11 protein-coding genes are annotated in these 12,561 nt (G+C 35.6%); all 11 read right to left on the bottom strand.

From position 1 onward, the window contains the following. A complete protein-coding gene (gene tilS / locus ACMGE6_RS05105) occupies positions 1 to 1,221 on the bottom strand; it encodes a tRNA lysidine(34) synthetase TilS (RefSeq protein ID WP_414054685.1) in 1,221 nt (406 codons plus the stop codon). 74 nt (positions 1,222 to 1,295) lie between these two features. Continuing rightward, entirely contained in the window at positions 1,296 to 1,682 is a 387-nt protein-coding gene (locus ACMGE6_RS05100) for a S1 domain-containing RNA-binding protein (protein ID WP_414045460.1), read from the bottom strand. Positions 1,683 to 1,785: 103 nt separating this feature from the next. Beyond that, a complete protein-coding gene (locus ACMGE6_RS05095) occupies positions 1,786 to 2,169 on the bottom strand; it encodes an FtsB family cell division protein (protein ID WP_414054684.1) in 384 nt (127 codons plus the stop codon). 11 nt (positions 2,170 to 2,180) lie between these two features. Continuing rightward, a complete protein-coding gene (locus ACMGE6_RS05090; RefSeq protein ID WP_414045458.1) occupies positions 2,181 to 2,450 on the bottom strand; it encodes an RNA-binding S4 domain-containing protein in 270 nt (89 codons plus the stop codon). Beyond that, entirely contained in the window at positions 2,450 to 3,607 is a 1,158-nt protein-coding gene (locus tag ACMGE6_RS05085) for a MazG family protein (protein WP_414054683.1), read from the bottom strand. The genes ACMGE6_RS05090 and ACMGE6_RS05085 overlap by 1 nt, the downstream gene beginning before the upstream one ends. A 4-nt stretch (positions 3,608 to 3,611) precedes the next feature. Continuing rightward, positions 3,612 to 5,117 carry a polysaccharide biosynthesis protein gene (locus ACMGE6_RS05080; RefSeq protein ID WP_414054682.1) on the bottom strand — a complete coding sequence of 502 codons (1,506 nt, stop codon included), beginning with the start codon at positions 5,115 to 5,117 and terminating at the stop codon, positions 3,612 to 3,614. Continuing rightward, positions 5,107 to 8,604 carry a transcription-repair coupling factor gene (gene mfd / locus ACMGE6_RS05075; RefSeq protein WP_414054681.1) on the bottom strand — a complete coding sequence of 1,166 codons (3,498 nt, stop codon included), beginning with the start codon at positions 8,602 to 8,604 and terminating at the stop codon, positions 5,107 to 5,109. The genes ACMGE6_RS05080 and mfd overlap by 11 nt, the downstream gene beginning before the upstream one ends. Continuing rightward, positions 8,601 to 9,170, bottom strand: coding sequence for an aminoacyl-tRNA hydrolase (gene pth / locus ACMGE6_RS05070; protein ID WP_414054680.1), 570 nt, complete (start codon positions 9,168 to 9,170; stop codon positions 8,601 to 8,603). The genes mfd and pth overlap by 4 nt, the downstream gene beginning before the upstream one ends. Positions 9,171 to 9,253: 83 nt before the next feature. After that, positions 9,254 to 9,928 (bottom strand): 50S ribosomal protein L25/general stress protein Ctc, encoded by a 675-nt coding sequence (locus tag ACMGE6_RS05065; RefSeq protein WP_414054679.1) that lies wholly within the window; start codon positions 9,926 to 9,928, stop codon positions 9,254 to 9,256. 217 nt (positions 9,929 to 10,145) lie between these two features. Then, positions 10,146 to 11,111: a ribose-phosphate diphosphokinase gene (locus ACMGE6_RS05060; RefSeq protein WP_414046832.1), complete on the bottom strand. Its 966-nt coding sequence runs from the start codon at positions 11,109 to 11,111 to the stop codon at positions 10,146 to 10,148. A gap of 76 nt (positions 11,112 to 11,187) precedes the next feature. After that, on the bottom strand, positions 11,188 to 12,546 hold the full coding sequence (gene glmU, locus ACMGE6_RS05055; RefSeq protein ID WP_414054678.1) for a bifunctional UDP-N-acetylglucosamine diphosphorylase/glucosamine-1-phosphate N-acetyltransferase GlmU: 1,359 nt from the start codon (positions 12,544 to 12,546) through the stop codon (positions 11,188 to 11,190). Between the last annotated feature and the right edge of the window lie 15 nt (positions 12,547 to 12,561).

The following is a 12,561-nucleotide window of genomic DNA, read 5'->3' as shown; positions in this document are numbered from 1 at the left end:
TTATTTCTCCTTTGTAATGATAATTTCTTTGTTCATTGGGTGTTGATTATGCTTATAGTTACCGATGGCAATGATTTCATTATTGATACACACAACAGGTATATCATTACGCTCGTATATAGGCACTTTTTTATCCTTTAAAATACGTGATATTTTTTGATGATGCGCATTTATTTTAATTTTATCACCATCTTGTCTTGTGCGAATGGTAATAGGCTCAAAAATATTTAAAACCTGAATTATATACCCGTTAAAATGATATTTCCCGGGTGAAGTAATTGTTAGCGGTTCGTCAGTTTTTTCTTTTTTATTTCGTACTATCAATTTATCATAAGCAATTTGAATATGCCAACCCGGAGCGACTTCAAATGTTGCGTGTGTCGCTTCACTGTGTATAATTCTAATCATTTCGTTTATTAAATGATGACTCACATCTCGTCTGTGTGTATGCTTCCGAACAAGACGCACCAGAATATTTTCCACGACCAGTCGATTTTCGTTGGTCAGCATTTGACGTGATAGCTCTCCAAGCGCTATAGCAGAAGCAAAACGCTCAGCTTGTTGGTGAATTAAGACATTTGCATCTTTCATATAATCTGCAAGATGCAATAAGTTATATTTATCAAGCGTGTCATCAAGTATCGGAAGAATATCGTTACGGATATAATTTCTTATATATTTACTTTCATCATTCGTCTCATCCGTCATAAAAGGAACATTGTGTTGCTCAGCATAAATCATTAAATCCTTTTTAGATACATTTAATAAAGGACGGCATAATTTATAATTTCTATAACTCACTAGAGGCTGTATATCTATAGGCTGGTAATTATAACGATTTGTCATTAATCTAAACAGAATCGTTTCAACTTGATCATCTTTGTGATGTGCTGTCAGTAGAAATTGTATACCATACTTCTCTATAACAGATTCAAAAAAACGATACCTTACTTCGCGTGCTTCATTTTGAATACTTCTTGTAAGATCAAAGTAACCAACCGGAATAGTATGTATGATGAGTTTGATATGGTGCTGTCTACAGTAAGCATTAATCATATCCGCTTCAGCTGCGGATGCATCACGTAATTGATGATTAACATGGAGGACATAGAGTTCTTTGTAATGTTGTGACCTTCTCACCTGTTCTAAAAGAACCATACTATCAACACCACCAGAAACCGCTATTGCAATAGTGTCGGAGGTATCCCATACTATTTCCACTGATTATCATCCCCTTAACAAAAGAAGAGCATAGGGTCAGACCCTAGGCTCTTGATGTAAATAACAAACGCGTATTAACGCTTAGATCCTCTGCCGCCACGACGCGATTCTGTTTGACGTTTAATTGAAGTTAGTCGATCTTCACTGTCTTTTAAGAAATTTGATAGTTTCTTTTCAAAGTCTTCAGGCTTTTTCTCAACTTTTGGTGCCGCTGGTTTTCTTGGACGTTCTTTCGCTTTCTTAATTGAAAGGCTAATTTTACCGTCGTCTCCGATTGTTAATACTTTAACCTCTACTTCGTCGCCAACTTTTAAATGTTCTGCAATGTTTTCAACATAACTGTCTGCTACTTCACTGATATGAACTAATCCACTTTTTCCTTCAGGTAATTCAACGAATGCACCAAAATTTTTAATGCCTGTAACTTTACCTTTTAACTTGCTTCCAACTTCAATTGCCATAAGTGTAATAAATCCTCCTGAAATAATTCTTCATAATATATCATTATATGCTTGATTTCCTCATTTTACAACTTGATAAATCAAATTATCTGTGAACTCTGACTTATTCCTTACCGTCTTTCTTCTTGTCTTCTTCAGGAATTTTAAATATTACTTCCCCATCGTTACTCAGGAAATACTCACTTCTTGCGATTTTTTCAATGTATTCTTTACTATTGAGTTGTTTCAGACGTTCTTTAAGTGCAATTTCTTTATCTTTAAGTTTCTCTAATTCTGCTGTTTGCTTAGCCTGCTCCTGCTGTAACTCTTTATTTGTATGCATTTGAAACAGTAGAAGCATTGTTAAAAATAATAAAATTGCAAGTAAGATACCGCCAAATACCATCATTCGCTTTCTCACAATTCGATTACTCTTTATTTTTACACGATGCTGTTTTTGTTGTTCTCTTGTATATTCCGTATTAATTGTACGTACTTTTTTCGCCATAGCTAACCCCTCTATTCAAAAGGTTGTTCAATCTTTTCTTCCTTCTTGACTTCGAACATACCTTTCGCATTGTCTTTCGTCGCATGTTCTTTCAAATCAGTAACAACAACAGTAATAATTCGTTGACCTAAACGAATTTCTAATTCATCTTCAATCGCTACAGTACTGGATGCTTTCGCAACGTTCCCATTGATTTTTACCCTACCTTGATCACTTACTTCTTTTGCTAATGTACGACGTTTAATTAAACGTGATACTTTTAAATATTTATCGAGTCTCATTATAATTCACCTACTATTTTTTTCAGAGCATCCTCTGTAGTCATCTGATGATGATTAACCAAATCATATAACTTCATAAAGATATCTGCAAAGATTTTCTCCTGTTTTACTGCTCTTTCAATCTTACCTTCTTTAGTTTTGGCATCTTCCCAAACAGTCTCTAATTCTTCAATACTTGAAATTGACGCATCGCCAAATACATGCGGGTGACGACGAATCATTTTGTCTGTAATATTTTTAACGACTTCACGTGCATCAAACATATAATCTTTCTTTGCAATACTTGCATGGAATACAACTTGCAGTAAAATATCACCAAGTTCCTCAATCATATTATCGATATCAAGAACGTCAATAGCTTCCATTAATTCATACGCTTCTTCAATAAGATAACGTTTCAGACTTTCATGTGTCTGCTCCTTATCCCATGGGCAACCATTTTCACCAACTAATGTATCCATCACTTCGACTAAATAATTGAACTCACCAGATAGCGCTTCACCAAGAAGAGCAGGCACAAATAATGATGTTAAGTTGGATAACGCAAAATCATGATCCATTTCATATAATGGTCGCCAAATCACTTCAGCATTATCACCACGTGCACCTGTTACTATCGCCACCTGATGTTCAGGTGGATAAATTTCAAGCAATGAAACTTTAATATCACTTGCAATCAATTGATCATAAACTTGTGTAATAATTAAAGCATTCGTTGGATTGATAGACAGCGTATTTAACACTGTACCATCAAGTAACTGAAATCCATTATTCGGATCCACTTTAACCGCTTGAAACAAGTCATCGATAAAACTTTTTCCACCTAAAACTTCAACGTTCAGCTCATCATCAGCAAGCAAAAGTTCAGTTGTTGACTCAGCTACCATTGGATGACCTGGCACTGCGTACACGACATCTTCAGTGAGTGAAAGCTTCTTTAAGCGCCTCACAATCTCTTCATACACGTTGCTGAAGCTATCATGCGCTTCATATACTTCATCAAAGCTTATCCACTCAATATCCTCTAAATCTTCAACTACCGGATGACTTAAAGTTCTTACATATACTTTTTCCGCTTTATTCAGGAAGCGATATATCCCAAAAGGTAATTCATCTAAACCATAATTTCCTAAGCCCACTATTGTTATTTTATTCATCCAATCACTCTTTCATCAATTTATTCATGACACCACCAAATGGTAAATGACCCCATTCATCAGGCGTTATTATTTTCCACTTAATCATAGCACAAATGACTACACAAACACCTACAGTCACTCCTAAGAGTGATAGACATAACGCACCTGTACGCGTAGTAAATCCTATGAGCAACACACATTGAATCAATAGAGTCATCACGCCAAGTGTTGCGTTCCATTTCAATAAAAATGAGCGGAATGCAATTTCATATCTACGGACGATACCTTTATGTAATATTGCAGTATAGACTAAAAGACCAGTTACTGAAGCAATCGAAGCCCCTTTAATCCCCCAATTAGAAACCAGCAGTAAATTTAATATTATCTTCACTAAAATACCTAGACCTATCCCTAAAAGTTGAATCTTATAATCTTCAAAAATTTGAAGCATCGCTGTATACATGATAATAAATGATACGAAAATAATGGCCAGCATGTAAATAAAGAGTGCGTCAAATCCTTCAACGGATTTAAATAAAAACATATTAAAAGGTCTAATCAAGTTCATTAAACCTATCGCTGCAGCACTACTAAATACAACCGTTATTTTCAAAGCACTGTTAGCATAGCTATTCATCTTGATGCTCTCATTTTTTTGAATACACTCTGAAAGTAGTGGTATCAATACTAAAGAAAATGAAGTTGTTACGATTAACCCCATTTGAATAAGTGAAGCTCCTCGATCATATATCCCTTTTTGCTCACGTGCATCTGCTAAAGACATCAAACTTTTTAATTGATTAATGACTGTAAAGCTATCTACAAGTTGCCATAAAATCATAATTAAATAACTGAGACTATAAAAAATGATCAGCATGATAAAATTACGATAATTGCCTTTGTTATTTCCCGGGTAATGAACTTGTTTTTTCTTATGGTTCAGAACTAGGTAACCATAAGCACCAGAAAGTCCTATGAATGAACCTAAAATACTTATCGCTCCACTTTGATAAACATTTAAGTCGAGCCAAACAAACAATATAATAGCAATCAGTATCGTACCCACTCGGAGCACCTGATCAATCACTTGGGAATATGCTATTTGTTTCATTTCATGATTCAACTGCAATTTTCCTCTTATCATCGCCACTGTCGGAAATGGAAGCAGTACTAAGCTGGATATACGTATCATCTCACTTAACATGACGTCACCCATTAATCTTGCAAGCTGTTCACTAAATATTATAAGCATAAGTAAAATACATAAACTTAAAAGTGTAATGCGCTGATATAATTGCTTTAAAAACGTTTGTTGATAATAGGCCTGACTAATCACAGAAGGGATTGCATTCAGTGATAATACCGAGACAATCGCAATAATCGGATAAACTTGCTGATATGCGTATAAGCCTGTATCCCCCAGGACATTTTGATAAGGTACTCTGTAGATTGCACTTAATATTTTTACCAAGAGCATCGTTATCGTTAATACGATCACACTATTAAATGCCGGACTTTTATTCTCCATCAATCACTATTCCTTCTTGAATTTGACGCGATAATTGTACGAGCGATACTAACCAGTTCCCATTTTTCTTCAGCGTAAATGTCATTTTATTATCTTTAAATTCAATCTTTAAGTCGCGACCAAAATCTTCCGTAGCTTTAAATAAACGTTCTCCATCGATCTTTTGAGTTGTTGCAACACTAGACGTTAAGACGATTGTCTTACCAGTATCTTTTACATGTTCTATGCCAAACGCTAATGCATTTACTCGAATTTCAACGATTTTCATTAAATGATCGACAGCTTCAGGATATTCACCGTATCTGTCTGTCATTTCATCCTGAATATCGATTAGTTCTGTTTCTGTTGTAACACTACGTAATTTTTTATAAAATTCGATTTTCGCTTGTTCTTCACGAATGTAATCTGCAGGAATATATGCATCAACTTCCACTTCAATTTCTAATTGAGGGACTTCTTCAACTTGTTTTATGCCACGCTTTTCATTCACTGCTTGTTGCAGCATCTCAGAATACAAATCATATCCCACTGAATCTATGAAACCGTGTTGCTGACGGCCCAGTAGATTACCAGCCCCACGAATATTTAAATCACGCATCGCAATCTTAAATCCAGAACCTAGTTCCGTGAATTCTTTGATAGCTTGCAAACGTTGTTCTGCCACTTCAGTAAGCACTTTATTAGGTGCATGCAGAAAATAAGCATAGCTAATACGATTACTACGACCTACACGACCACGTAATTGATATAGCTGACTCAATCCGAATCGATCTGCATCTTCTATTATCAATGTATTCGCATTAGGCACATCAACACCCGTTTCTATAATCGTTGTGGTTACTAAGATATCATATTCTCCATTTATAAATCCGAGCATCGTCTCCTCAAGCTCTCGCTCTGATAATTGTCCGTGCGCTACAGCTATACGGGCATCCGGCATCATCATCTCTAATTGCTCTGCTTTCTGATAGATACTCGCAACTCGATTGTATAAATAGAACACTTGACCATTACGTGATAATTCTCTCTCCATGGCCTCTTTAATGAAATTATGCTGATATTCTAATACATACGTTTGAACCGGAAATCTATTTTCTGGTGGTGTTTCAATGACTGATAAATCACGCACACCTAATAAACTCATATGTAATGTTCTCGGAATCGGTGTCGCTGTAAGTGTTAATACATCAACATTCGTCTTTAGCGCTTTAATTTTTTCTTTATGTGTTACCCCAAATCGTTGTTCTTCGTCCACAATAAGCAAACCAAGATCTTTATAGATAACATCCTTACTGAGCAATTTATGAGTCCCTATGACAATGTCTACAAAGCCCGACTTCAATCCTTTTTTTGTTTCATCTACTTGTTTCTTTGAACGAAAACGACTCATCATCTGAATCTCAACAGGATAATCCTGCATACGTTCAATAAACGTTTCATAATGTTGCTGAGCAAGTATCGTTGTCGGCACTAAAAAGGCCACCTGCTTACCATCCATCACGGCTTTAAATGCAGCTCTTACCGCTACTTCTGTTTTACCGTAACCTACATCACCACATAACAAGCGATCCATTGGTTTGCGCTTTTCCATATCCTGTTTTATTTCATTTAAACTTTGAACTTGATCTACTGTTGGTTCATATGGAAAGTCCATTTCAAAAGTTTCCTGAGCTTCAGTATCCGGTCCGAACTGATGACCTTCTACACGTTCACGTTCCTGATATAGCTTAAGCAATTCTTCAGCGATATCTTCAACACTTTGCTGGACACGAGCTTTCGTCTTCTTCCATTCAGTTCCACCAAGTTTATTCAGTTTCGGCTCCTTATCCTCTGAACCGACAAATTTCTGTACATAGTTCATCTGATCCACTGGCACAAACAGCTGATCCGTACCTTTGTACTGAATCTTAATATAATCCTTGTGCATCTTGTTGACCAGTAAAGTTTCTACACCCATATATCGCCCTACACCATGGTGTACATGAACGATATAATCTCCAACGTTTAATTCCTGATAAGATTTTATCTTTTCTGCATTGGATAACTTCTTAGTACGTTTCGGTTTTTCCTTGCGTAATTTAAATAATTCACGCTCTGTTACAACAACAAGCTTCATAAAAGGTAATTCAAAGCCTTCTGATAAATCACCTTCAACGATGGTATTAATGCCACCCTTACTCTCGTTCACTTCAAATGTAACCGGCAAGTTCATATCTGTAAGCATAGATTTAATCTTAGATTTCCGAGTACTATTACTGGCCAGCACAATAACATTGAACTCATTCTTTCTGAAGCGATCAAACTCTGAAAACATCAAATCATATTGACCGTAAAATTGCTGTAGTGGCTTGCAGGAAAACTTAAATATATTCTTGATCTTTACAGGCATACTTGCTGTAAACAATGTGAAATAAGCAATACTATATTGATTCATTAACTGCTCTAAACTATCTTCTTTTATAAATGATTGACCAATAAAGCCACGGCCTGATTCAATGAGTGACTCCTGAAATTCACTTGATTCTCTGATACTTGATTCAAGCGCTTCATTTACTCGATTCAACTCATCGATAATGATAATGGCATCTTTACTAAAGTAATCAATTATTGTCGTCTCTTCTTTATAAGCAAATTTCACTACTCTACGCAGTATATTGTGGTTGAGTAATTCCCCCATATTTATCTTAAATGTCTGGTATGTATCGCGCAAATCATCGCGAACATTCGTTGCAATTTTTTGACGCGTCGCCTCAAAAGCTTCTGCCAAATTAGACTCTAACAATTTGATATCATCATTAGAAAAAATAAACTCACTCGCGGTAGAAATCTCGACTGAATTGATATTATTTAAGGAACGCTGACTATCAATATCAAAATAGCGAATTGCATCCACTTCTGTATCGAATAGTTCAATACGTACAGGTTCTCCTATCATAGGATAGATATCTATTAAACCGCCGCGTACAGAGAATTCTCCTAACGTTGTGACACGTTCACTTTTTTGATAACCCATATCGATTAAATCTTGTTGTAGCGCCATTATATCAATATCTTCACCGAGTGAAATCACTCTATGGTACCCCGTAAATAACTCTTTTTTACTCAGTAGTTTTTGCAATCCATTAATCGGTACTAGAAATAGCCCATGTTGGCCTGTTGCCAAATGGGTTAATGTACGTATACGCTCGCGCATCAGATCAGGACTTTTGGTTGAGAATTCCTCAATCATAATGTCTTGAACTGGAAACTTAAATAATTCATCTTCATCAATTAATTGCGCCAGATCATTTTCTAATTTTTCAGCCTGAAATAAATTGCTTGTAATAACGATCATTTGCTTTTTATGTTTTAAATAACTTTCAGCCATAATCACCGATTTAGCACTTTGATTCAGTCCGGTAACCAATATATTATCTTTACCTAAGCTACTGTTAAATTCTACAAATCGCTCATCATCATTAAATATCTTATCTATAATTTGTCTCATACATCACCGTTATATTGATTCATAACATTTTCAAACTTCTCTCCACCAATAAAAGTTTCAAGTGCTTCAATGGTATGATCAATTACCTTTTGCATCGTTATCATTTCATCAGAACTAAATTTCTGCAATACATAGTCTACGACAGGTTTACGCCCTTCAGGACGCCCAATACCTAATCTTATACGTTTAAATTCCTGCGTCCCTAAATGTTGAATAATTGAGCGCATACCATTCTGACCACCGGCTGATCCTTTTTGGCGTATACGAATGCGACCTTGTGGCATATCTAAATCGTCATAAAGTACGACAAGATCTTCAATATCAACTTTATAATAATCCATTAAGGGACGCACCGCTTCACCTGAAAGATTCATATAAGTCATCGGCTCAATAAGCAATACTTTCTCACCTTTTATCGTAGCGATAGCGTAATTACCTTTAAATTTTTGTTTGTCTAATTCAATATTATGTTTTTTTAAGAATGCATCTATCACCATAAATCCTACATTATGTCGAGTATCTTCATACTTCTTTCCAATATTTCCTAAACCAACAATACACTTCATGTCAATTTCCTCCGAATATTCATTATCACTATTATAATATAAAAAAAGAGACATACAAATGTATGCCCCTTAAGAATTGAATATTATTCAGCTTTTTCTTCAGACTTTTCTTCGCCTTCAGTTGCTTCAGCTTCTTCACCTTCAGCAGCTGCTTCTTCAGTTTCTTCACCTTCAACTTCAGCTTCTTCATCTTCAGCTGGCTCTTCTTCAACTGTTGGAGGTACTACAGAAACGATTGCTTCATCATCTTCATTGTTGATAGTATAAGCTTTATCTGTTCTTAAATCACCAACAGTGATTGAGTCACCGATATTTAATTCTGTAACATCAACTTCGATATTTTCTGGAATATCATCAGGTGTTGCAGTTACTGATAATTGGAATAATGGTTGTTGCACAACGCCACCTTCTTGAGCTCCAATTGCTTCTCCTACTAAGTTAACTACTACGTCAACTGTTAATTCAGCTTTCATATTGATAGCTAAGAAATCGATATGTGTAATTTTATTTTTGATTGGGTTGATTTGGTAGTCAGATACCATAACTTTTACTGTGTTTGAACCTACTTCAAGTTCAATAACACCGTTACGTCCTACTTCACGAATAACTTTGATGAAATCTACTTCTTCAACTTTAACTGAAGTGTTTTTTGCGCCGTAACCATAAACTACTGCTGGAATTTTTCCTTCGTTACGTACTTTGTTTAAGCTTGAACGTGTTTGTTTACCTTTTCTGATAACTGCTTTTAATTTAGTCATAATTAAATACTCCTTTTGTGCGCACTAATTTGCGCTCCTACACTTACCCATCAGTTGTGATAACCTGCTTGCAAGTGTTTATTTGTCTTAAATGCTCTTCACATAATTTATATATACCCATGCTGTTCTGATTCAAACCATTAATTTTATATTTATTTAAAATTAATTAAAAAAAGCTAAACCCTCAAGATAGCGTTTAGCTTAATTAAATTAAATATTAATCAAATAAAATACTTACAGATTCTTGTTCATAGACACGAACGATTGCTTGTGCTAATAATTCACCAACTGATAATTGTTTAATTTTCGCTGGTTTATTTTCTTCTGGTAAAAGAATAGAGTTAGTCACTACTAATTCTTTAATACTTGAATTTTCGATTCTCTCATATGCCGGACCTGATAGTACCGGATGTGTACAGCATGCATACACTTCTTTGGCACCTTTATCAATCAATGCTTGTGCTGCTAAAGTAATTGTACCTGCTGTATCGATAATATCATCGATAATGATCGCAGTCTTACCATTTATATCTCCGACGATGTTCATTACTTCAGATACATTCGGTTTCGGACGGCGTTTATCAATAATAGCAATCGGAGCTTTTAGACGATCTGCCATTTTACGTGCACGTGTCACGCCACCATGGTCTGGAGAAACGATAACTAATGAATCTTTATCAATATCCTCTTTAGCTTCAAAGTAATCTGAAAGAATAGGCACACCCATTAAGTGATCAATTGGTAAATCAAAGAAACCTTGAATTTGTGGTGCGTGTAAATCTAATGCGATAACACGATCTGCACCAGCTTTTTCAATCATATCTGCTACTAATTTTGCTGTAATTGGTTCACGGCTACGCGCTTTACGATCTTGACGTGCATAACCATAATAAGGCATTACAACGTTAATCGTAACAGCTGAAGCACGTTTTAGTGCATCAATCATAATTAATAGCTCCATTAAATGTTCGTTTACAGGATTCGATGTTGGTTGAACGATAAATACGTCACATCCACGAATACTTTCTTCGATATTAATTTGTACTTCTCCATCACTAAAACGTTTTACGCTACATTTACCTAATGGAATCCCAACTTCTTTAGCGATTTCTTCTGCTAAAGGAAGATTACCATTTAAAGAGAAAATCTTTAAAGTCGTATTTCTGTATTCATTATTCATCATCATTTTGAATTGCCCCCATTTAGATATCATATTATTATAATCGACTTAAGAATCATGACCTTAATATTATACCTTACTATTCTTTATCGTAGTAGCCTTCTTTTGTTGTTTGTCGTGCACGTCCTAATGCCAAACTTTTATTTGGCACATCATCTGTAATAGTCGAGCCTGCTGCAACAAAAGATTCATCTCCAATATGAACAGGTGCTACCAAGTTTGAATTACATCCGATAAATGAATCTTTTCCAACAACTGTTTTAAACTTATTTTTGCCATCATAGTTTACGGTGATGGCACCACAACCCACATTCGTACGTGCGCCAATCTCAGCATCACCGATATAACTTAAATGTGAAACTTTTGCTTCATCTTCTAATTTCGCCTTTTTAATTTCAACGAAGTTGCCAATTTTCACTTCTTTACCAACATCACTTCCTGGTCGAAGTTGTGCGAACGGACCGATTGCTGTGCCTTCATCCACAAATGAATCTGTAATATAAGATTGCTTAATCGTAACGTTATTCTTAATTTCACTGTTATCGATTGTCGAGTGTGCTGTAATCATTACACCTTCGCCAATTTTTGTTTTCCCTTTAATCATAACGCCAGGTTCAATAACAGTATCTGCTCCAATTTCTACATCCTTATCAATATAAGTAGATAATGGATCGACAATAGTTACACCATTCATCATGTGAGCTTTATTAATACGTAGACGTAATGTTTGTTCAGCTACAGATAAATTATAGCGATCGTTAATGCCTAACGTTTCACTGAAGTCTTCAGTGATAAAAGCTTCTACCAATTCACCTTGTGCGCGCAATAATTTTATAACATCCGGCAGGTAATATTCACCTTGGGCATTATCATTGTCAACTTTCTTCAGTAATTCGAACAATAATTTATTGTCAAAACAAAATGTCCCAGAGCTTATCTCATTAACTAACTTTTCTTCAATGTTTGCATCTTTCTCTTCAACGATACGCTCAACGGCACCGTGCTCATCACGAATAATTCGACCATAGCCAAACGGAGTATTCGTTTTAGCAGAAAGAATTGTTGCTTTCGCACCCGTTGTCTCATGGTGGGCAATAAAGCCTTGAATTGTTTCTTCAGAAATTAAAGGTGTATCTCCACAAATAACAATTGTCGTACCTTCTTTATCTGCAAGATGTTCCTCAGCCATTTGTACTGCATGAGCGGTACCTAATTGCTCTGACTGCATACTAAATAAAGACTGGTCATTTAATGCATGCTTTACATCATCTGCTCCGTAACCAACGATTGTAACAATATCTGTCACATCCGCAGATTTAATATTATCAATTACATGTTGAACCATTGGTTTGCCACAAACTGGGTGTAATACTTTATGAAGTTTTGATTTCATACGTGTACCTTTACCCGCCGCTAATATTACCGCTTGTCTTGTCATTGTCATTTCCTCCAG

It is taken from the genome of Macrococcus equi, assembly GCF_047426745.1.
Lineage (GTDB): Bacteria > Bacillota > Bacilli > Staphylococcales > Staphylococcaceae > Macrococcoides > Macrococcoides equi.
This window is presented reverse-complemented; position numbering and strand designations above follow the sequence as displayed.

Coding starts and splice junctions, on each gene's coding strand:
- ACMGE6_RS05100 (WP_414045460.1), bottom strand. CDS start 1,682: ATGGCAATTGAAGTTGGAAGCAAGTTAAAAGGTAAAGTTACAGGCATT.
- ACMGE6_RS05095 (WP_414054684.1), bottom strand. CDS start 2,169: ATGGCGAAAAAAGTACGTACAATTAATACGGAATATACAAGAGAACAA.
- ACMGE6_RS05090 (WP_414045458.1), bottom strand. CDS start 2,450: ATGAGACTCGATAAATATTTAAAAGTATCACGTTTAATTAAACGTCGT.
- ACMGE6_RS05085 (WP_414054683.1), bottom strand. CDS start 3,607: ATGAATAAAATAACAATAGTGGGCTTAGGAAATTATGGTTTAGATGAA.
- ACMGE6_RS05080 (WP_414054682.1), bottom strand. CDS start 5,117: ATGGAGAATAAAAGTCCGGCATTTAATAGTGTGATCGTATTAACGATA.
- mfd (WP_414054681.1), bottom strand. CDS start 8,604: ATGAGACAAATTATAGATAAGATATTTAATGATGATGAGCGATTTGTA.
- pth (WP_414054680.1), bottom strand. CDS start 9,170: ATGAAGTGTATTGTTGGTTTAGGAAATATTGGAAAGAAGTATGAAGAT.
- ACMGE6_RS05065 (WP_414054679.1), bottom strand. CDS start 9,928: ATGACTAAATTAAAAGCAGTTATCAGAAAAGGTAAACAAACACGTTCA.
- ACMGE6_RS05060 (WP_414046832.1), bottom strand. CDS start 11,111: ATGATGAATAATGAATACAGAAATACGACTTTAAAGATTTTCTCTTTA.
- glmU (WP_414054678.1), bottom strand. CDS start 12,546: ATGACAAGACAAGCGGTAATATTAGCGGCGGGTAAAGGTACACGTATG.